This window comes from Paenalcaligenes sp. Me131, from assembly GCF_050487225.1.
Lineage (GTDB): Bacteria > Pseudomonadota > Gammaproteobacteria > Burkholderiales > Burkholderiaceae_B > Paenalcaligenes.
The window spans coordinates 293,084-312,637 of the sequence record NZ_JBKQGY010000003.1; the positions used below are offsets into that span (position 1 = coordinate 293,084).

Consider the following 19,554-nt stretch of genomic DNA (forward strand, 5'->3'; position numbering starts at 1 on the left):
GTTTGATCAGGCCGTCAGTCCAAGGGCCTGCAAATGATCGTCCACGCGCTTCTCCCAACGCTGTAACTGATCACTATTGCTGTCATGGCGTAAGCCCAGACGACAGAGCATGGGGTAGCGGGCTGAGTCTTGTTGACCAAACCCTGCTGCCACGCGTGGTCGCCAGTACGCCAAGCTCTCTTTAATTTGTTGGGTGTCTTGGCCTGCTTTTACCAGCACAGCCAAGCCCTCTTGCCCCAGTTCGGCGTGACGCTGCTCACGGGGAGCAATGTCTCTAAACACTTCAGCCAATGGACCATATGACACCTTGCTTAGGCTTTCTAGCTGCACTTCAGCAGCCAAACCTTGCAATACGTTCATCACCACGGCATCAGTCCAGTTAATGAGGGGGAAGTAAAACACCGACAAGCGCATGTCCGACCCTTGTCTAGCCGTAGGCAACGCACTATCACGAGGCAAACGTGCTGCCCAATCGTGCTGCTCATAACGCTCTACGTCGGTACCAAAGCTACCCATGATTTCCAGCACACGTTGAGCGTGATCGGCTTTTTCAAGCGTAATGCGACTCGCCGCAATGCGAGCTTTAATATTTGGTGCGTAGTTAATGGATGAGGCAAAACCCGCCGATGCGGCCAATTCGCTGTCCACAAACGATGACATCATGCGCATCAATTCGCCACGGTAACGGGCTGGCGCATTTTCGGGTGAGCTCAGCACACCGCCTTGTTCTAGGTACTCTTCAATTTTCATGGTATCGGACATAGCGACTCCCCTTACTCATCAAAACTCACTACCACCTTGTCACTCAAGGGGTAGCACTGGCAACTCAGCACATAACCCTGCTCAACTTCGTAATCTTCCAACGCATGGTTGACGGCCATTTCCACTTCACCTTCTAGCACTTTGGCCTTGCAGGTAGAGCACACGCCAGCTTTACAGGCATATGGGGCATCCAAGTCGTTTGCCAAGGCGGCATCCAGCAAGCTCTGACCCTCTTTGGGGAAGTCAAAACTGCGGGCCACGCCATCCAAGGTCACGGTTGCAGCACACGTTCTCGCTGCGCTACCTGCCTCAGAACTGGTGGTTTGCTTACGCGCACGGCCGGGCTGCGCCGAAGCAAACAGCTCAAACTTGATGCGCTCTTTAGCCAAACCATGATCTTTTAAGGCATCGGCGATAGTCAGCATCATGGGCTCTGGGCCACAAATGAAGGCTGTATGAACGGATGGCAGATTGATCCAGCCACCAAACAAACCATCGCATTTTTCACGATCAATACGACCTGTGAACAACTCAATTTCTTGGCCTTCTCTATCAAAGATATGAATGATAGATAGGCGTTCCATGTACTGGTTTTTCAGATCTTCCAACTCTTCGCGGAACATCATGGAACTGATCTGACGGTTGGCGTACACCAGCGTGAACGTGGCTTGTGGCTCACGTGACAAGGTGCTTTTGATAATGGATAGCAATGGCGTAATCCCACTACCACCCGCAAAACCCAGGTAATGACGGCTGCTGTCTGGCTCCATAGGAATATGGAAATTGCCCATTGGAGGCATCGCTTCCAGCACCGCACCTTTGGCTAACTCTTCGTTCGCCCACGAAGAAAAAGCACCACCATCCACACGTTTAATCCCAACGCGCAACACACCCTCTTCCAGACCGGAGCAAATAGAGTAGGAACGGCGCAATTCATCGCCCTCAAACTCACGACGGAAAGTGAGGTACTGACCGGGAATAAACGTAAACAATGCGTCGTCTTCGGGACTCGGCTTTAACGTAACAACTACGGCATCGCGTGTTTCGCGACGCACATCAACAACTTGCAGGGGGTGAAAGCGTGCCATGATTTCCTCCAATGGCTAGGCTTAAATACATTTGAAATAATCAAACGGTTCCAGACAATCCTGGCAGCGATAATTAGCCTTACAGGGTGTAGAGCCAAATTGACTAACCCGTTCTGTACGTGTGGACTGACAACGAGGACAGGGCACAGTAGGCGCACCCTCAGCACGCAACCAAATGCGGGCAGGCTTGCCATCGGTGCTTTGCTCTACCGGCGGCGCTATGCCGTAACCCCGCAGGCGCTCTTTACCGCGCTCGCTCATCCAGTCAGTACTCCACGGTGGCGAAAGCTGGCGCTCCAGACGTATATGTTCTATGCCCTGCGCACGCAGGGCTGCCTCTATATCCTCGTTGATCACCGTTGTGGCAGGACAGCCGGAGTAGGTAGGTGTAACCACCACAACCAGCGTGTCTTCCTCGTAATACACCTCACGGATAATGCCGAGGTCCACTAATGAGATCACTGGAATTTCAGGATCAGGCACGGCGTCTAGCCATTGCCATACCTGATCCAGTTCGGGACGAGATAGCGTGTTCATGATGCTTACCACGTACAGCCGGGGTAGGCGCGCTGCAAGAATTGCATTTGCGCAAGGATATAACCCAAGTGCTCAGTGTGACGGCCTTGCTTGCCACCCTTGTGCATAAAGGGGTTCTCAGGCAGTTTCAAGGTAGCGTGTGCCATCACTTCTTGCACACAAGCCAACCACGCGTCACGCAGACTTTCAGGGTGTGGTGCAATACCAGCCTCTGCCAATACAGCATCGTGCTCGTCACCCATAAACAGCTCACCGGTATAGGCCCACAAGTTGTCTAAGGCTTCTTGCATGCGTCGGTTGCTTTCGTCTGTGCCATCGCCCAAACGTACCAACAAATCGCTACTGCGCTCTAGGTGGTAGCTCACTTCTTTCAGTGCTTTGGCGGCGATGTCCGCCACTCGGCTATCGGACGATTGCTCTAGTGCTTGCAACTGCAACAAGTGCCAAGCATCAAACAAGAACTGACGCATCAAGGTGTGTGCGTAGTCGCCATTAGGCTGCTCTACTAACAACACATTGCGGAAATCTATAGCATCGCGCAGATACGCGAGGTGATCTGCCGTTTTACCGTCGCCTTGCAACTCAGCGGCCAAGCCCAACCAGAACTGCGTCTGGCCAATCAAGTCCAGTGCCACGTTAGCCATGGCGATATCTTCTTCCAAGATAGGTGAATGGCCACACCATTCTGAAATCCTATGCCCCAGAATCAAAGTGCCATCACCCATGCGCAGCAACAGCTGCTGCAAAGCCGTCGTTGTGTCTAACTGGGTAGTCGTCATTACATGTGCCCCACTTCGTCAGGAATCTTGAAAAATGTAGGGTGACGGTACACTTTGGAGTTAGCTGGCTCGAACAACGGACCACGCTTAGAAGGCGCACTCGCCACTACATCTTCAGATTTCACTGCCCAGATGCTCACCCCTTCGTTACGACGGGTGTACACATCACGTGCATTATTAATTGCCATTTCCGCGTCAGGTGCATGCAAGCTACCTACGTGTCTATGATTCAAACCGTGTTGACCACGGATAAAAATTTCCCACAGAGGCCATTCTTGAGACATGGTGTAGTCCTCCTTATCTCGCTTGTTATTGCTACAGTTGTAGATGTACGTGCCGATGGGAAAGTCACCATCGGCGTGTAGAGTGTTTACGCTTGCTTGCGCTGTTTGCTTTGTTTTTTCTGGGCGTTTACAGCCAACCCTTCACGGAACCAGGCACCGTCATCCCACGCTTTAACTCGTGCGCCCAAACGCTCTTTGTTGCAAGGGCCATTGCCCGCAATCACATCAAAGAATTCGTTCCAGTCGGGTTCAGAGAAATCGTGTGCACCACGCTCTTCGTTCCACACTAGGTTTTCGTCTGGCACGGTCAAACCCAGGTACTTAGCTTGTGGCACGGTTTGGTCCACAAACTTCTGACGCAGCTCGTCGTTCGTGTTGATTTTGATTTTCCATGCCATGGACTGTGCCGAGTGCACGGAGTCTTTGTCGGAAGGGCCAAACATCATCAAGGCGGGATACCAGAAACGGTTCAGCGCATCTTGAGCCATGGCTTTTTGCTCAGGGCTACCCGAACACATCTTCATCATGATGTCGTAGCCTTGGCGTTGGTGGAAGCTCTCTTCCTTACAGATACGGATCATGGCGCGGCTGTAAGGGCCGTACGAGGTACGTTGCAGTGGCACTTGGTTCATGATGGCAGCACCATCCACCAACCAACCCACTGCGCCAATATCTGCCCAGTTCAACGTTGGGTAGTTAAAGATGGAGGAATACTTCATCTTGCCGGAGTTCAGCAATTCCATCAGCTCATCACGGCTCACACCCAACGTTTCGGCCGCACAGTACAAGTACAAACCGTGACCGGCCTCATCTTGTACCTTCGCCAACAAAATTGCTTTGCGTTCTAGCGTAGGAGCGCGCGTAATCCAGTTACCTTCTGGCAACTGACCTACTACCTCAGAGTGCGCGTGCTGACCAATCTGACGAATCAGGGTCTTGCGGTAGCCTTCTGGCATCCACTCTTTGGGTTCAATTTTCTCGCCGCGTTCTATACGCTCCATGAAGGCCTGTTCTTCTGCCGACATTTCATCAATGCGGCGTACGCGATCACTGCCCGTATTAATTACCTGTGCATACATAGGATGTCACCTTGCGTTCTATACTCGTTCAATAATCAGTGCGATACCTTGCCCTACGCCAATGCACATCGTGCACAGCGCATAGCGGCCGCCTTGGCGATGCAGCTGATACGCTGCCGTCGCTGCCAGACGAGCACCACTCATACCCAGTGGGTGACCTATAGCAATAGCGCCCCCGTTGGGATTCACATGTGGCGCATCATCTGCCAGCCCCAGTTGGCGTGTGACGGCCAGGGCTTGGGCAGCAAACGCCTCATTCAATTCGATTAGGTCCATGTCTTCCAAGCGCAAACCGGCACGTTTCAGTACACGGCGTGTGGCTTCTACTGGGCCAATACCCATAACGCGCGGCTCTACACCTGCAGCAGCCATAGCTACGACGCGAGCCAACGGTTTGAAACCTTGTTGTGCAGCCATGGCTTCGGAAGCCACTACCAGCGCACATGCGCCATCGTTCACGCCCGATGCATTACCGGCTGTCACGCTCAGGTCAGCACCGTTTACGCCTTTCAATTTGGCTAATTGCTCAACGCCAGTACCAGGACGTGGGTGCTCGTCTTCTGTCACGACGATGGGGTCGCCTTTACGCTGAGGGATGCTAACGGACATCAGTTCGTCGTTAAACACACCAGCTGCTTGCGCCGCGGCCCACCGTGCTTGGCTGCGCGCTGCAAACAAGTCTTGGTCTTCACGGCTGATATTGAAATCTGCCGCTACGTTGTCCGCCGTTTGCGGCATCGTATCTACACCAAAGGCCGCAGCCAATTTGGGGTTCACAAAGCGCCAGCCAATGGTGGTGTCGTACACCGCATTGCTGCGTGAAAACGCGCTGGTTGCTTTGGGCATCACAAAAGGCGCACGGCTCATGCTTTCCACACCGCCTGCCACGATGAAATCGCAATCGCCTGCTTTAATAGAACGGGCTGCCATACCGACGGCATCCAAACCCGAACCACACAGTCTATTAATGGTAGTGGCCGGTACATTCACGGGCATACCAGACAGCAGTACAGCCATACGCGCCACGTTGCGGTTGTCTTCACCCGCTTGGTTCGCACAGCCAAAAATCAGATCGTCCACCAGCGACCAGTCCGCATTAGGATTACGCTGCATCAACGCAGCCAACGGCATTGCCGCCAAATCATCTGCTCGTACTGACGACAAAGCGCCACCATATCTGCCTATGGGTGTACGTACAGCGTCACAGATAAAAGCCTCGGACATAGGTCTGTTTCTCCTGTTGGATCCGCCCCGGCTAATTCAATGACCGACCGGACGGTTATATATAAACATATGAGTATTTAGCCATTTAATACATTACAGATCAATGAGGGTTTTCTCTTAATCTGTAATGTTTCAGGCTAAATTTTTTTTGCTACGTACTACAACACTGTCGCCAAACGCTCTAGGCGTTGGCTGATTTGCTGACTCTTCGCTGGCAGTTCACCATCAATACTGACAAAGTCTGCCACCACTTTAGCGTCAGCCATTTTCGATAGTGCCAAATATAAGCGCGCAAACAACTGACGCGCCGCATGGCCTTCCCAATTTTCCGGTAAGGCTTCTACTGGCAGATGCGGCGCACGTAAGGCCACATGCCTAAACTCATGCACCATCAACAACCGTAACGTCAGCGCAGTGGCTGGCTCTAACTGCGACAGCAACGCTTCCACCGGTTGAAAATGCGAGATAAAACCTTGGTACGCTTCGGCGTAACGCGGTAGATCCCAATGCTCTGCCACAAAGGTGCGCATGTTATCGCGCCCCTGTAGTACCTCGGCCTGCCACACCAGTACTTGCTTGGGTAAAGGCACATCGTCTGGCCCCATCGCTAAGCGCGGGCTGACGGCGGCATAGCCCAAACGTTTCAGCGTACGCATGATGGCGTCGGCATCATCGCCTTCTATATAGACTAAGCGCCACTGTTGGGTGGCTTGGTAGTCATACAGCACTTTTGTGGCATACGAGAACTCTGTACGAGCCGCATTGGTTAAACGGTAAAAGCTACGACGCCCTGCCCGTTCACCTTGCAACTGCCCTGCCGCCATCAAGCGTGACACAGCGGTACGTACCAGATTTTCACTAATACCTACGGCTGCGCAACACTCGATGATATTTCCCATCCACACTACACCACCCCGAGGCTCCACCACATCACCATATAAGGTGACGATGAAGGCGGCTGCCTTAAGCTGACAACTCTGCAGCAAGGTATCAACTAACTGCAGACCCGCGTTACTGCTGGTGTTCTGTGTAGAGGTAGACAGGAGAGGCATAAGCTTCAAAAGACATTAAGTGGACTACAACCCTCAAAATGTACCAGTTTCTGCTACCGCTAGCAGCTTTTGGCAAGGTTCAGGTGTCATATCCAATGCTGCAAAATGACGCAAACGTTGCACTACCTCGGCCACACCACGCTCTTGAGCGTCTTGCAGCAAGCCGCCGCGCCAGCGCGGGAAGCCATAGCCATGAATTTCTACCAAATCCACATCCGCAGAACGCTGTGCAATGCCTTCTTGCAAAATCAAGGCAGCTTCATTCACCATCGGCAATACCAAGCAATCTGCAATATCTTGCTCAGTCCATGCTTGTTTGGCAGTACCTGCAGACACCTTAGCAATCACATCAGCCACTACTGGTGAATCTATAGCCTTACGCTCACCGGGTACGTAGTCGTACCAGCCACCATTGGTTTTTTGACCCAGTCTACCCATTTCGCACAGTTGTTCTGCCACCGGTGCAAAGACGGCCTCGCCACGTTCCTTCGCTGCTTTGCGCTGGAATGCCGCAATATCCAAACCACCCAAATCTTGGGCTTCAAATGGGCCCATAGGCATACCGTAAGCACGCATTGCAGCGTCTACTTGGCTAGGTGTAGCCCCTGCCAACAGCAAGCGCTCTGCCTGTGCACGCAGCACACGCAAAATACGATTACCAATAAAACCATCACAAATGCCAGCACGTACCGGAATTTTGCGCAGCTTAGCCGCCAACGCAAAACTGGTCGCCAGCGTTTGCATAGAGGTTTGCTCAGTAGGCACGATTTCCAGCAGCTTCATGATTTGTGCTGGGCTAAAGAAGTGCAAGCCAATGAAGCGCTCGGGCGCTACTACACCGTCTGCAATGGCAGCGGGATCCAGATACGAAGTGTTAGTGGCCAAGATGGCGTCTAAACGGCATACCGCAGACAACTGGGCGAACACATCACGCTTGACCTGCAAATCTTCAAATACCGCTTCGATGACCAAATCCACGTCGGCCAAACCGGTGTAATCCGTTACACCGCGCACACCTGCTATACGGGCCTCGGCGGTTTCTGCACTAATACGGCCACGTTTCACGCTGCTTTCATAGGTGGAACGTATACGGTCCAAACCACGTTGCAACGACTCCGTATCACGCTCCATCAACACCACGTTAATGCCCGCATCACGCAAAGCCATGGCAATGCCTGCACCCATTGTGCCGCCACCTACCACGCCAGCTAGCTGTATTTCTTTAACCTCTACACCTTTAATCTCAGGTGGACGTGTTGCACCACGTTCGGCAAAGAACACATGACGCAAAGCGCGTGCTTGTGCTGAACCACGTAAGGTCAAAAAGGTTTCGCGTTCAAACGCTTGTGCCTCGGCGACCGGTGCCTCACACGCACGCTTCACGCACGCCAACGCCATGGCTGGCGCTTGCAAACGTTTGTCACGTGGCAGCAGCTCTTTAGCGACTTGCTCCCACTCGTCAGTCGATAATGCAACGCCAGAAACAGGGCGCTGTAACACAGGCTCAGGTAAGGGTTGAGCCAATACCTGACCCAACCACGTCAACGCATTTTGCTGTAGATCGTTTTCAAACACCGCATCGACCAAACCTGCTTGCAATGCTGCAGGCGCTTTAATAGGAGCACCTTTAACCACCATTTCGGCCGCCTTGCGTGCGCCTACCAAACGAGGCAAACGTACACAACCACCGGCACCAGGTACCAGACCCAGATTCACTTCAGGCACACCCAATTGCGCATTCGCCAACGCCACACGGAATCTGCATGCCAACGCTACTTCTAAGCCACCGCCTAAGGCGCTACCATGAATCGCTGCTAGCCACGGTTTAGTGGCTTGCTCAATGGCCGCAATCACATCAGGCAAGTGCGGGGCTTGAGGCGGTTTACCAAACTCGTTTACATCTGCCCCAGCAATAAAGGTACGCCCTGCGCAAGTGAGCAATACCGCCTGCACAGAGGGGTCTGCATCCAAAGTTTGTACGGCAGCAATCAAGCCACTACGTACATCTCTGGACAGTGCATTTACCGGTGGATTATCCACCTGCACAATCGCAACAGCCCCACTACGTTCAATAGAAATATTCATCGTTTACATCCCCAGATAGGCTGAGCGTATGCGTGGGTCTTCAATCAATTGCTGGGCCGGGCCAGACAAAGTGATGTGCCCTGTTTCCATCACATAGCCCCTGTCTGCAACTGACAATGCGCCAAACGCATTTTGCTCTACCAACAATACGGTGACGTCCAACTCTTTCAGACTTTTCACCACATCAAAAATCTGAGCCACCAAAATGGGGGCCAACCCCATACTGGGCTCATCTAACAACAAGCACGATGGCCGGCTAAGCAATGCACGGGCAATGGCCAACATTTGCTGCTGCCCACCCGATAAACCACCCGCCGCCAAATTACGTTTTTCACGCAAAATAGGGAACATGTTGAAGGCGTCTTCCATGTCCCGTTCTACTTTGTCGTCGGTGTACAGATAAGCACCTAATCGCAGATTTTCTTCTACCGTTAAGCTAGTAAAAATCTGACGCCCTTCGGGTGACTGCGCCAAGCCACGTTTTACACGTTGGTACGCTGGCATGGTGTTGAGGTTTTCACCCCTAAACACAATAGTGCCATCTTGTACCGGCTGAATGCCAGACAAGCAACGTAGCAAGGTAGTTTTACCAGCACCGTTAGCACCGACCACAACGACAATCTCACCGGCACTAATTTCAAGATCTATGCCATGCAGCACTTCGATGCGGCCATAGCTGGAACGTAATTGATTAACACTCAGCATATTTGGCTGCCTCCTCTTTGGCCCCTGCGCCCAGATACGCTTCGATCACGCGCGGATGGCTAGCGATCTCTGCAGGCACACCTTCGGCAATTTTTTCACCGTGATCCAACACTACAATTTGATTGGAAATACGCATCACCATTTTCATGTCATGCTCAACCAGCAAAATCGCAATGCCACTGCTAGCGACTTCTGCCACCAGCTTTTCAATTTCTTCCGTTTCTACGGCGTTACACCCTGCTGCAGGCTCATCCAGCAACAACAGCTTGGGCTCTAACGCCAACGCCCGCGCAATTTCCAAGCGTTTTAACGAACCATAGGACAGCGAACCGGCTTCAAACTCTGCCGCACGCCCTAGCCCCACACGCTCTAGCAGCTCACGGGCTTGGTCTTCGGAACGTTTGGTACGTCTACGTGCTGAAGGCAAACCCAACAGATCAGCTAATAGCGAACCATTTTCTTGCAGATGAAAACCCGTCGCCACGTTTTCCAAAGCTGTCATAGCAGGAAAAATCTGCAAGTTCTGGAAGGTACGTGACATGCCACGGCGAGCTAACAAATGTGGCGCCATGCCGGTAACAGGCTCGTTATTCAGTAATACCTCGCCTTGCTGCGGTTGATACACCCCCGACAACATATTGAAAAGGGTGGTCTTACCGGCACCGTTAGGCCCAATCACCGAGACGATTTCGCCTTCACGCACTGCAAAGCTCACATCATGCACGGCACGCAAACCACCGAAAGAGATGCCTACGTTTTTAACGTCTAATAAACTCATTAGCCTCTCCCACGTAGTTTCTGTGACAAGCTAGGCAACACGCCTTCGCGCATAAAAATCATGACCAGCATCATGATCAAGCCCAACACAATTTGCTCGTACTCTTGCAAGAAGGTCAGTACTTGCGGCAACGCTGTCAGCAATGTGGCACCAAATACGGCCCCCAACACAGACGCTGCACCGCCCAGCACTGCCATGGTCACAATTTCAATAGAGTGCATGAAGCCGGCGACATCAGGTGTCACGAAACGGTTTTGCATCGCCAAAATGGAACCCGCAAACGAGGCATAAATGGCAGAGATCACAAAGCCACGCAATTTGAAGCGCGCGACGTCCACACCTACGGTGCGTGCAGCCACTTCTGAACCATGCAACGCACGCAAAGCACGGCCTGTTGCGCTGTATTGCAAGTTCAATGCAATCGCAGCACCAATCACCAAGGCAATACCGCTAAAGGCGTACCAGAACTCGGCATTGCTCAGATTCAAGCCCCACCCTTTCAGCAATGCACGCAAACCAGGATCTGCCACGACAATGCCATCTGGGCCACCTGTTAACCATGCCTCGTTCGTCAGAATCATGGAAATCAGCACACCAAAACCCAAGGTAGCGACAGACAAGTAATAGCCTTTGAGACGCAAAATAGGACGCCCTACCAACCACGCTAACACGCCGGAAATCACAGCACCCAGCACTGCTGCGGACAACACTGAAATCCCTAAGTGTTTAGGCGCTAAGGCGCAGGCATACGCACCAATACCGATAAAACCGGCATGTCCCAAACTGATCTGCCCTACAAACCCCGTAAGGATCACAATACCCACTACCGCCAAGCTGTTCACAAACACCAGTGAACCCACGCGTAAGTAGTAAGAGGAAGGGAAGAACCACGGTGCAATGGCAATCAACGCGATCAGAATTAACAGGGTGGCATGTTTAGGAGACAATCGTTTCATGGTTTACACCCTCTCCATGGATTTACGCCCAAACAGCCCCTGAGGCATCAGGAACAGCACCGCCAAAATCACCACAAAAGCAGCAGCATCTTTGTATTGCGAGCTAATGTAGCCAGCCGTCATGGCTTCCAACACGCCTAGCAAAATACCGCCCACTAACGCACCTTTAGGGTTACCCATACCGCCCAACATCGCAGCGGCAAACCCTTTAAGCGCCATGGTCATACCAATGTCGTAGCTGGTCAGCGTAATAGGAGTCACCAACACACCTGCCAAGGCACCAATCGCTGCCGACAGAGCGAACGACAAGGTCATCACGTATTTAGTGTTGATTCCCACCAGCACCGCTGCAATACGGTTGTTTGCCGTTGCCAGTACCGCACGGCCAGTCAGGGTGCGCGTAAAGAACAGCCACAACCCAAAGAACACCACAAACGCACCAGCAATCACCCACAAACTCTGCGGCAAAATTGTTGCCCCCAGCAGCCTAATGGGATCATCACCTGAAAACGCAGGGAATCTATGCAACTGTTTATCAAAAACCAGTTGCACCACCCCACGTACGAAAATGGATGCCCCGATCGTAATAATGATCAGGCTTACTACCGGTGCGCCGCGAGCGGGCTCAATAGCCAACTTGTTCAGCAACACCCCAATCGCTGCAGTCACCACAATGGCCAGCGCAGCAGCCAATGGCAGCGGTGCGCCAGCGGTATACGCTGCAGCTGTAATCATGCCCCCCAACATCACGAACTCACCTTGCGCAAAGTTCGCCACATCGGAGGCGTTATAAATGATGGTAAAGCCCAGTGCCACCAGAGCGTAGACGGCACCTACCGTCAGTCCCGATAACAGGAACTGCATAAATTCGGACATATCTGTCTCCAGACGTTCAGCGTGCCCACCGTGAGGTGGTGGCTACTACCACACCCCACGGATGACTGTATTACTCAATGATTTTCCATTTCCCATCGCGGATTTCCAGCATGCGGAATGCTGTCAAATCCAGACCCAAGTGGTCTTCAGGAGTCATGGTGTAGATACCTGTTGTACCTACCAAACCTTGAGTGGCTTCCAAGGCATCACGGATAGCTGCTGGGTCAGTAGAGCCAGCACGCTCAATCGCATCAACAATCAGGTACAGCGCGTCATGAGCATAACCACCGAATGTGGAAACAGGTTTACCTGTTTTGCTTTCGTAGCGCTCTTTGTAAGCTTGCACAGCAGGACGTTGTGGATCATCAGCAGCCAACAAACTTGCTACCAACAACGGTGTACCTGGCAAACGGATGCCTTCAGCTTCTTTAGCACCAGCCAACTCGATGAACGCGTCAGACGCTACACCGTGAGATTGGTACAAAGGCAGATCAATCGCCAATTGTGAGTAGTTACGTGTCACGATGGCTGGACCTGAACCCAAACCCATCACCATGATGGTTTGGATACCGTCTTTGTTTTTCAGGTTGGTCAGCTGTGGAGTCATGTCCGCATCGGTAGGGCCAAACACCTCATCGCCCACAACAGTGATGCCGTACTCATCCACGATATCCAAGCACTGTTTGCGCATGGAAGAACCAAAGCTATCCGAACCGGACAACAAGCCTACGTTGTGCAGATCACGTTTTTTCATGTCCTCAAAGATCTTGGCACAAGCCATGCGATCAGTGTGAGGGGTTTTGAACGTGTGTTTACGTACTGGCTGAGTAATTTCAATGGCACCAGCCAACGAGATGAATGGCACACCAGCCTCTTCTACTACAGGCATGATCGCCATTGTGGCACCCGTTGTAGAACCGCCGATGATGGCTACCACTTCGTCATCTTCCACCAAACGCGTTGCAAACGTACGCGCTTTGTTGGCATCACTCGCATCGTCATACGAGATCAAACGGATTTTTTCGCCCTTAACACCAACACCTCCTCTGGCATTGATATCCTCTACAAGGATTTTCAGTGTCTGTTCTTCAGGCTCGCCTAAAAACGATGCAAAACCCGTGGAAGATACGGAAGAACCGATCAGGATTTCAGCTTGACTGCTCACTGCCATGCAAGACAGCACAGCGGCCACAGCAAGTTTGCACACGTTTTTCTTTGACGCGTATTGAGTCATCTCATGTCTCCTAGCTTGTTGAAGTGAACTACTTGTTATTGGGGTGGCCTTGCTGGCCACTCCCTGATTTCTTTGTTCTTACTGTGTCACCGGTCTACGCCACATCACCACACGGAAGCGGTTTGCTACAAAAGCAGCATCCGCCACGCATGCGTTTCCAGCCGGGTTAGCCCCTGTGACGTGGAAATCACTGAATGCAGCGCTCTGGTTTACATAAATACCGCCCATCAAGTTGATAGACAGGTTCACACCCGCTGCCGCAAATGCCTGAATAGCCACTTGAGTTGCGTCAGCATCGGTTTCGTACAAGGCAGCGGTAATCGCTCCTTTGGTTCTGGCCAAGGAGGCAGCGCGACGTACACCCTCTTCTGCACTGTCTACCGCCACTAAAAATACGATGGGGCCAAAGCATTCGGCACCGTACAAGGTTTCATCTTCAGCCTGTACCGACAACAGCAATGGTGTGGCCGTACGTGCACCTTCCAAGCCCTCTATAGGAGCGGAGTCACGCACAATTGGGGCCACGTTGCGCATGGATTGCACGCGCTCCAATGTGTCGGTATTTGCCAATGCACCCGCCACCATAGCGGCCCGTGCTGGGTCTGCTAACAAACCATCAATCGCGGCGGCAATACCTTGCTGCACTTCTTCCAAGGTTTTATGGCCGTCGCCAGCACGTATACCGGTTTTGGGGATGAAAATATTCTGCGGAGCAGTACACATCTGGCCGCTGTACAGTGCCAACGAGAACGCAATGTTCTGGCACATGCCTTTGAAATCATCTGTTGCCGAGACGACGATGCTGTTGACACCAGCCTCTTCGGTATAGACCAGCGGTGTAACGGCATTGGTGCGCAACCATTTACCAAACGTATGCGAACCGGTGTAATCAATTTGCGCTACGTCGGGGTGTTCAGCCAAGTCCTTGGCCAACCCAGTACCGGCGTCTTCTGCTGCTAACAGCACCACATCTGCAGGGAAACCTTGCTCTGTCAGTACCGCACGCGCCACTTGCACCGTAATCGCCATAGGCAAAATGGCTGCGGGGTGCGGTTTGGCAATAACCGTATTACCAGTCATCAAGTTAGCAAACAGGCCAGAATAGCTGTTCCATGTAGGGAAAGTTTGGCAACCAATCAGTACCGACACACCGCGCGGAATAATCTGCCAGTGTTTTTCCAGTACCAAGTCACCGGCTTTGCCTTGTGGCTTAACCCACTGAGCTTCGGCAGGAATACGAGCCATTTCTGCCCACGCATAGGCCAACGCTTCCAGACCACGATCTTGTGCATGTGGGCCACCCGCTTGGAACGCCATAGGAAATGCTTGGCCCGAGGTATGCATCACCGCATGAGCCATTTCGAAACTACGTTTATTGAGGCGATCCAGAATTTCCAAACACACGCCAGCACGTGCTTCGTGCGACGCTGCAGCCCATGCTTTAGCGGCCGCTTGTGAATGAGTAACCAGCGCTTGTGCATCGACAGCAGGGTAGGTAATGCCCAGCACCGGACCATACGGTGACTGCTCTTGACCTACCGTATAAGCGCCTGGATGAGCCGGCAATTCGAAGTGACTATTTAGCGTAGCGTTATACGCTGCCAAGCCATCATCTTTGGCCGTTTCACCATAAAATTTGCCGCTAGGGACTTCTGGATATGCTGTCCAGAACCCGCGTTTTTGCAGGGCTGTTAACGCCGCTTCTAAGGTGGCGCGGTGCTGTTCAAATAAACTCTGCATACTGGTTTTTCCTATGTCTACATTTGGCAAATATTATTGACCGACCGGACGGTTTATGCAATAGTAACAACCCGAATACCCGAACTTTGAGAAAATAAGCAAAAAAATCAAAGCCTACCAAAGCAAGGTTCGGCACCACTGGTTCTAAAGCAATAGGAGACATGCAATGAACCCTGCACACGATTGCGTGCTGAGTCGTCTTGACCAAGGCGTACTACACCTGACCTTAAACAGGCCGGAAAAGCTAAATTCCTTTAACACCGATATGCATTTGGCCTTGCGCGCCGAATTAGAACGCGCCAGCCAAGATCCTGACGTACGTGCTGTGTTGCTGACGGGTGCGGGCCGCGGGTTTTGTGCCGGGCAAGATTTGGGTGATAGGGATCCCCGTAAAGCCGAAGCAGCACCTGATCTAGGGCTGACGATTGAACAGTTCTACAACCCGCTCATTCGTCAAATTCGCGCACTGGAAAAACCCGTCATTTGCGCAGTAAACGGTGTAGCCGCAGGCGCTGGTGCCAATATTGCACTGGTATGTGACATCGTTTTGGCCGCACGTTCGGCCAAGTTCATCCAGGCGTTTTCTAAAATTGGTTTGGTGCCAGATTCGGGCGGCACATGGAGCTTGCCTAACCTCATTGGTGAGGCTCGTGCCAAAGCCTTGGCACTGACTGCAGCCCCGGTGACAGCCACCACAGCTGCTGAATGGGGCATGATCTGGCAAGCCGTAGAAGATGACGAACTGCAAGACACCGCCACGACACTGGCACGTCAACTGGCTCAGGGCCCAACGTTTGGCCTAGGCTTAATCAAACAAGCCATTCAAGCCGCCTCTGAAAACAGTCTGGATCAACAGCTTGATTTAGAGCGTGACTTACAGCGCCGTGCAGGACGTAGTCACGATTACGCAGAAGGCGTGACGGCTTTCTTGGAAAAACGCGCACCTGAATTCAAGGGGAAATAAGATGAGCACAGCGACTCTCTCCCCTCAGGCTTTAGCACAAGCCTGTGCAGATGCCATGTGGGCGGACGATCACGCCACCAAACATCTGAATATGGAATTGCTCTCTGTGGATGCTGGCACCGCCTCCATCCGCATGCGTATTGCTCAGCACATGCTAAACGGCCACGGCACATGCCACGGCGGCTACATGTTTACGCTGGCCGATTCCTGCTTTGCATTCGCCTGCAATACCTATAACCAACGAACAGTGGCCCAACAATGCTCTATTAGCTACTTGGCTCCTGCATTCGAACACGACGAACTCACGGCTACGGCACGTGAAGTCAGCCGAATTGGTCGCAGCGGTATCTACGACATTAGTCTCCACAATCAACGTGGCGAACACATCGCAGAATTCCGTGGCCTTTCGCGCACCATCAAAGGTTCATTATTGCCTGATAGCCAGCCCTAAGAGGCACGGCTTACACAAAGAAATAGAGAAGTAGAGGACACAAAACCATGGAACCTATCATTCCTAACAAAGCTGATCTGGACCCCATCGTACTGGCTTCGCGTGATGAAATTTCCGCACTGCAATTAGAGCGCATGAAATGGTCGCTCACACACGCCTACGAAAACTCCCCTTTCTATAAGGCGCGTTTTGACGAAGCCGGCGTACACCCGTCTGATCTAAAAACCTTGGCTGACTTGGCCAAGTTCCCCTTCACCTGCAAGGATGACCTGCGCAAGTCGTACCCTTTCGGGATGTTTGCAGTACCACGCGAAAAGCTGGCACGTATTCACGCCTCTTCTGGCACCACGGGCAAACCTACCGTTGTAGGCTACACCCGCAATGACATCGACACATGGGCCACATTGGTTGCCCGATGCATTCAGGCCGCTGGCGGTAGACCTGGTGACATCATGCACAACGCCTACGGTTACGGTTTGTTTACCGGCGGTTTGGGTGCTCACTATGGCGCGGAAAAATTGGGGTGTACGGTAGTACCTATTTCTGGCGGTATGACCGAACGTCAGGTATCCCTGATTAACGACTTTAAACCTCGTATCATCATGGTGACCCCATCCTACATGCTGTCTATTTTGGATGAGTTCCACCGCCAAGGTTTGGACCCACGTAAGTGCTCACTGGAAGTCGGTATTTTCGGCGCTGAGCCATGGACTAACGCCATGCGTTTGGAAATCGAACAAGCATTTGATATGCATGCTGTGGATATCTATGGCTTGTCTGAAGTGATGGGCCCAGGTGTGGCGAACGAGTGTGTGGAAACCAAAGACGGTCTGCACATCTGGGAAGATCACTTCTACCCAGAAATTATCGACCCCGAAACAGGTGAAGTACTGCCTGATGGCGAAGAAGGCGAACTGGTGTTCACCACTCTGACCAAAGAAGGCTTGCCTATCATTCGTTACCGCACTCGTGATTTGACCCGTTTGCTGCCAGGTACTGCTCGCAGTATGCGTCGCATGGCCAAAGTCACCGGTCGCAGTGATGACATGATCATTTTGCGTGGCGTAAACGTATTCCCCACACAAATTGAAGAGCAAATTTTGAAATGTGACGGTTTGGCTGCCCACTTCAAAATCGAACTGAACAAGTCTGGTCGTATGGACAACATGACCGTTCACGTTGAGTGCCAGCCTCAAGCCACAGATGACGCCTCTCGTCAGCGTGCTGCCAAAGAACTGGCACACCACATCAAGAGCATCATCGGGATCAGTACACACATCAACGTTGCCCAACCCGGTACCTTGCGTTCCGAAGGCAAAGCGCAGCGCATTGTGGATAACCGACCCAAGCAATAATTACCCCTTGTACATCAGCCTGTTACAGGCTGATGTACAAGAATACGCTACACTGATAGTTTTACTTACATAGGAAAAATATGGCTCGCTCACGCGCAGCTGACTTTGAAGAAAAGCAGTTGCACATCTTAACCAATGCTGCTGCCGTTTTTGCAGAGCTGGGCATGGAAAAAGCCTCCATGTCGCAAGTTGCTGCCCGCAGTCAGGTTTCCAAGGCTTTGCTGTACCACTACTACCCCAGCAAAACTGCCTTAATTTTTGACATCATCCGTAGTCACCTCGAAGAACTGGATGACGCGCTAGAAATTGTTGCCGAAGAAAGCAAGAATGATCCTGCTGAAGTACGCCTGCGTAAATTGGTGCGCCAAATTCTAGAATGTTATCGTGACGCCGATGATAAACACTTGGTACAGCTGAATTGCCAGCGTTCGCTTCCTGAAGAAGAAACGCACGAAATCAACATGCTGGAACGCAAGATTGTGGTGCAGATCGCCGATACAATCCGTGCAATCAACCCCGATATCAACGCCGAGCGCCCGCTACTGAAGCCGGTCACCATGTCGCTGTTTGGGATGTTGAACTGGGTCTATATGTGGTTTAGACCAGATGGCCCTATCAGTCGCGAAGAATACGCTGATCTTGCCACCACGTTGATTTTGGAAGGTCTGAAAAATATACGGTAAGCGCAACGGCTTACCGTTCTTCTTTTAGCCCCTGCCACTCTGGCCCAGGGACATCTATATCTAGCATGGCTAACACGCGTTGCAACGAGTGATCTACTAGCTCAGCTATATTCTGTGGTTTGAAATAAAACGCCGGTAAGGGTGGGAAAATAACAGCCCCCATTTCCGTCACCGCTGTCATATTGCGCAAGTGCGCCAAGTTAAACGGCGTTTCCCTGACCATCAGCACTAAGCGACGGCGCTCTTTCAGCACCACATCGGCAGCGCGAGTAATCAGGTTATCAGCTAGCCCATGCGCAACAGAACCCAGTGTACGCATAGAGCACGGCACGATGATCATACCGGCCGTTTTGAAGCTGCCACTCGCAATGCTTGCGCCCACTTCTTTATGACTATGCACAACGTCGGCCAGATCATACAACTGCTGGCGTGTCATGCCTAACTCGTGATCTAGATTCAGTACTGCGGCGGGTGAAACCACCAAATGGCTTTCCACCCCCTCGCAGCGCTGTAACATTTGCAACAGGCGCACCGTATACAGTGCCCCCGTTGCGCCTGTCATGGCAACAATAATGCGTTGCCTTACGCTTGAACTCATTCCAGAGCCCCAGCCTCACGCAACATAGTTTCCAGTTCGCCATTTTCGAACATTTCGGAAACGATATCGGAACCACCCACAAACTCACCGCCGATGTACAGTTGAGGAATAGTAGGCCAGCTAGAGAAATCTTTAATGCCTTGACGTACTTCTTCGTCGTCCAGCACGTTTACGGTCACTACTTGGTTCAAACCTACTGCACGCAAGATTTGCACAGTACGCGCAGAGAAACCGCACTGAGGAGCTTGTGCTGTACCTTTCATAAACAGCACAACTGGGTTTTCGGTCACGGTTTCACGGATAAAATCTTGAACTTCGCTCATG

At 52.1% G+C, this 19,554-nt stretch carries 21 protein-coding genes; 4 read left to right on the forward strand and 17 right to left on the reverse strand.

Annotation, left to right across the window (positions count from 1 at the left end; genetic code table 11):
• Positions 1 to 6 precede the first annotated feature (6 nt).
• The 15 genes from ACLPHM_RS13040 to paaN form a co-directional block, all read right to left on the reverse strand.
• A complete protein-coding gene (locus ACLPHM_RS13040) occupies positions 7 to 762 on the reverse strand; it encodes a Phenylacetic acid catabolic protein (protein WP_430221665.1) in 756 nt (251 codons plus the stop codon).
• A gap of 11 nt (positions 763 to 773) precedes the next feature.
• Entirely contained in the window at positions 774 to 1,850 is a 1,077-nt protein-coding gene (gene paaE, locus ACLPHM_RS13045) for a 1,2-phenylacetyl-CoA epoxidase subunit PaaE (RefSeq protein ID WP_430221666.1), read from the reverse strand.
• 21 nt (positions 1,851 to 1,871) lie between these two features.
• Complete coding sequence (paaD, locus tag ACLPHM_RS13050) at positions 1,872 to 2,387, reverse strand: 1,2-phenylacetyl-CoA epoxidase subunit PaaD (protein ID WP_430221667.1); 516 nt, start codon at positions 2,385 to 2,387, stop codon at positions 1,872 to 1,874.
• Positions 2,388 to 2,392: 5 nt separating this feature from the next.
• The gene (paaC, locus tag ACLPHM_RS13055; protein WP_430221668.1) at positions 2,393 to 3,166 is read right to left on the reverse strand and encodes a 1,2-phenylacetyl-CoA epoxidase subunit PaaC; all 774 of its coding nucleotides are present in this window, start codon (positions 3,164 to 3,166) and stop codon (positions 2,393 to 2,395) included.
• Positions 3,166 to 3,450, reverse strand: coding sequence for a 1,2-phenylacetyl-CoA epoxidase subunit PaaB (gene paaB / locus ACLPHM_RS13060; protein WP_430221669.1), 285 nt, complete (start codon positions 3,448 to 3,450; stop codon positions 3,166 to 3,168). Before paaB ends, paaC begins: the two co-directional genes overlap by 1 nt.
• 86 nt (positions 3,451 to 3,536) lie before the next feature.
• Positions 3,537 to 4,529, reverse strand: coding sequence for a 1,2-phenylacetyl-CoA epoxidase subunit PaaA (gene paaA / locus ACLPHM_RS13065; protein WP_430221670.1), 993 nt, complete (start codon positions 4,527 to 4,529; stop codon positions 3,537 to 3,539).
• A gap of 18 nt (positions 4,530 to 4,547) precedes the next feature.
• The gene (pcaF, locus tag ACLPHM_RS13070) at positions 4,548 to 5,753 is read right to left on the reverse strand and encodes a 3-oxoadipyl-CoA thiolase (protein ID WP_430221671.1); all 1,206 of its coding nucleotides are present in this window, start codon (positions 5,751 to 5,753) and stop codon (positions 4,548 to 4,550) included.
• 158 nt (positions 5,754 to 5,911) lie between these two features.
• On the reverse strand, positions 5,912 to 6,805 hold the full coding sequence (locus ACLPHM_RS13075) for a PaaX family transcriptional regulator C-terminal domain-containing protein (RefSeq protein ID WP_430221672.1): 894 nt from the start codon (positions 6,803 to 6,805) through the stop codon (positions 5,912 to 5,914).
• 33 nt (positions 6,806 to 6,838) lie between these two features.
• Complete coding sequence (locus tag ACLPHM_RS13080; RefSeq protein WP_430221673.1) at positions 6,839 to 8,890, reverse strand: 3-hydroxyacyl-CoA dehydrogenase NAD-binding domain-containing protein; 2,052 nt, start codon at positions 8,888 to 8,890, stop codon at positions 6,839 to 6,841.
• Positions 8,891 to 8,893: 3 nt separating this feature from the next.
• On the reverse strand, positions 8,894 to 9,595 hold the full coding sequence (locus tag ACLPHM_RS13085; RefSeq protein WP_430221674.1) for an ABC transporter ATP-binding protein: 702 nt from the start codon (positions 9,593 to 9,595) through the stop codon (positions 8,894 to 8,896).
• Positions 9,582 to 10,373: an ABC transporter ATP-binding protein gene (locus tag ACLPHM_RS13090; protein ID WP_430221675.1), complete on the reverse strand. Its 792-nt coding sequence runs from the start codon at positions 10,371 to 10,373 to the stop codon at positions 9,582 to 9,584. Before ACLPHM_RS13090 ends, ACLPHM_RS13085 begins: the two co-directional genes overlap by 14 nt.
• Positions 10,373 to 11,329: a branched-chain amino acid ABC transporter permease gene (locus tag ACLPHM_RS13095; RefSeq protein WP_430221676.1), complete on the reverse strand. Its 957-nt coding sequence runs from the start codon at positions 11,327 to 11,329 to the stop codon at positions 10,373 to 10,375. The genes ACLPHM_RS13090 and ACLPHM_RS13095 overlap by 1 nt, the downstream gene beginning before the upstream one ends.
• A 3-nt stretch (positions 11,330 to 11,332) precedes the next feature.
• Positions 11,333 to 12,205: a branched-chain amino acid ABC transporter permease gene (locus ACLPHM_RS13100; RefSeq protein WP_430221677.1), complete on the reverse strand. Its 873-nt coding sequence runs from the start codon at positions 12,203 to 12,205 to the stop codon at positions 11,333 to 11,335.
• Between the two features lie 70 nt (positions 12,206 to 12,275).
• Complete coding sequence (locus ACLPHM_RS13105) at positions 12,276 to 13,439, reverse strand: ABC transporter substrate-binding protein (RefSeq protein ID WP_430221678.1); 1,164 nt, start codon at positions 13,437 to 13,439, stop codon at positions 12,276 to 12,278.
• A gap of 78 nt (positions 13,440 to 13,517) precedes the next feature.
• A complete protein-coding gene (gene paaN, locus ACLPHM_RS13110; RefSeq protein ID WP_430221679.1) occupies positions 13,518 to 15,179 on the reverse strand; it encodes a phenylacetic acid degradation protein PaaN in 1,662 nt (553 codons plus the stop codon).
• Positions 15,180 to 15,345: 166 nt separating this feature from the next.
• Here paaN and paaG point away from each other — a divergent pair, with 166 nt between their 5' ends.
• The 4 genes from paaG (at position 15,346) to ACLPHM_RS13130 (ending at position 18,632) form a co-directional block, all read left to right on the forward strand.
• Positions 15,346 to 16,143, forward strand: a complete 798-nt coding sequence (gene paaG / locus ACLPHM_RS13115) for a 2-(1,2-epoxy-1,2-dihydrophenyl)acetyl-CoA isomerase PaaG (RefSeq protein ID WP_430221680.1) — start codon at positions 15,346 to 15,348, stop codon at positions 16,141 to 16,143.
• 1 nt (position 16,144) lies between these two features.
• Entirely contained in the window at positions 16,145 to 16,594 is a 450-nt protein-coding gene (gene paaI, locus ACLPHM_RS13120; protein ID WP_430221681.1) for a hydroxyphenylacetyl-CoA thioesterase PaaI, read from the forward strand.
• A gap of 47 nt (positions 16,595 to 16,641) precedes the next feature.
• Positions 16,642 to 17,949: a phenylacetate--CoA ligase PaaK gene (gene paaK / locus ACLPHM_RS13125; RefSeq protein WP_430221682.1), complete on the forward strand. Its 1,308-nt coding sequence runs from the start codon at positions 16,642 to 16,644 to the stop codon at positions 17,947 to 17,949.
• An 80-nt stretch (positions 17,950 to 18,029) separates the two neighbouring features.
• Positions 18,030 to 18,632 (forward strand): TetR/AcrR family transcriptional regulator, encoded by a 603-nt coding sequence (locus ACLPHM_RS13130; RefSeq protein ID WP_135864387.1) that lies wholly within the window; start codon positions 18,030 to 18,032, stop codon positions 18,630 to 18,632.
• A 10-nt stretch (positions 18,633 to 18,642) separates the two neighbouring features.
• On the opposite strand, the gene ACLPHM_RS13135 is transcribed toward ACLPHM_RS13130, so the two are convergent.
• Positions 18,643 to 19,230: a UbiX family flavin prenyltransferase gene (locus ACLPHM_RS13135; protein ID WP_430221683.1), complete on the reverse strand. Its 588-nt coding sequence runs from the start codon at positions 19,228 to 19,230 to the stop codon at positions 18,643 to 18,645.
• Positions 19,227 to 19,553, reverse strand: coding sequence for a Grx4 family monothiol glutaredoxin (gene grxD, locus ACLPHM_RS13140; RefSeq protein WP_135864391.1), 327 nt, complete (start codon positions 19,551 to 19,553; stop codon positions 19,227 to 19,229). Before grxD ends, ACLPHM_RS13135 begins: the two co-directional genes overlap by 4 nt.
• Between the last annotated feature and the right edge of the window lies 1 nt (position 19,554).

Bases quoted from the DNA above. Each gene is read 5' to 3' on its own strand.
- ACLPHM_RS13040 (WP_430221665.1), bottom strand. From the start codon at position 762: ATGTCCGATACCATGAAAATTGAAGAGTACCTAGAACAAGGCGGTGTG.
- paaE (WP_430221666.1), bottom strand. From the start codon at position 1,850: ATGGCACGCTTTCACCCCCTGCAAGTTGTTGATGTGCGTCGCGAAACA.
- paaD (WP_430221667.1), bottom strand. From the start codon at position 2,387: ATGAACACGCTATCTCGTCCCGAACTGGATCAGGTATGGCAATGGCTA.
- paaC (WP_430221668.1), bottom strand. From the start codon at position 3,166: ATGACGACTACCCAGTTAGACACAACGACGGCTTTGCAGCAGCTGTTG.
- paaB (WP_430221669.1), bottom strand. From the start codon at position 3,450: ATGTCTCAAGAATGGCCTCTGTGGGAAATTTTTATCCGTGGTCAACAC.
- paaA (WP_430221670.1), bottom strand. From the start codon at position 4,529: ATGTATGCACAGGTAATTAATACGGGCAGTGATCGCGTACGCCGCATT.
- pcaF (WP_430221671.1), bottom strand. From the start codon at position 5,753: ATGTCCGAGGCTTTTATCTGTGACGCTGTACGTACACCCATAGGCAGA.
- ACLPHM_RS13075 (WP_430221672.1), bottom strand. From the start codon at position 6,805: ATGCCTCTCCTGTCTACCTCTACACAGAACACCAGCAGTAACGCGGGT.
- ACLPHM_RS13080 (WP_430221673.1), bottom strand. From the start codon at position 8,890: ATGAATATTTCTATTGAACGTAGTGGGGCTGTTGCGATTGTGCAGGTG.
- ACLPHM_RS13085 (WP_430221674.1), bottom strand. From the start codon at position 9,595: ATGCTGAGTGTTAATCAATTACGTTCCAGCTATGGCCGCATCGAAGTG.
- ACLPHM_RS13090 (WP_430221675.1), bottom strand. From the start codon at position 10,373: ATGAGTTTATTAGACGTTAAAAACGTAGGCATCTCTTTCGGTGGTTTG.
- ACLPHM_RS13095 (WP_430221676.1), bottom strand. From the start codon at position 11,329: ATGAAACGATTGTCTCCTAAACATGCCACCCTGTTAATTCTGATCGCG.
- ACLPHM_RS13100 (WP_430221677.1), bottom strand. From the start codon at position 12,205: ATGTCCGAATTTATGCAGTTCCTGTTATCGGGACTGACGGTAGGTGCC.
- ACLPHM_RS13105 (WP_430221678.1), bottom strand. From the start codon at position 13,439: ATGACTCAATACGCGTCAAAGAAAAACGTGTGCAAACTTGCTGTGGCC.
- paaN (WP_430221679.1), bottom strand. From the start codon at position 15,179: ATGCAGAGTTTATTTGAACAGCACCGCGCCACCTTAGAAGCGGCGTTA.
- paaG (WP_430221680.1), top strand. From the start codon at position 15,346: ATGAACCCTGCACACGATTGCGTGCTGAGTCGTCTTGACCAAGGCGTA.
- paaI (WP_430221681.1), top strand. From the start codon at position 16,145: ATGAGCACAGCGACTCTCTCCCCTCAGGCTTTAGCACAAGCCTGTGCA.
- paaK (WP_430221682.1), top strand. From the start codon at position 16,642: ATGGAACCTATCATTCCTAACAAAGCTGATCTGGACCCCATCGTACTG.
- ACLPHM_RS13130 (WP_135864387.1), top strand. From the start codon at position 18,030: ATGGCTCGCTCACGCGCAGCTGACTTTGAAGAAAAGCAGTTGCACATC.
- ACLPHM_RS13135 (WP_430221683.1), bottom strand. From the start codon at position 19,230: ATGAGTTCAAGCGTAAGGCAACGCATTATTGTTGCCATGACAGGCGCA.
- grxD (WP_135864391.1), bottom strand. From the start codon at position 19,553: ATGAGCGAAGTTCAAGATTTTATCCGTGAAACCGTGACCGAAAACCCA.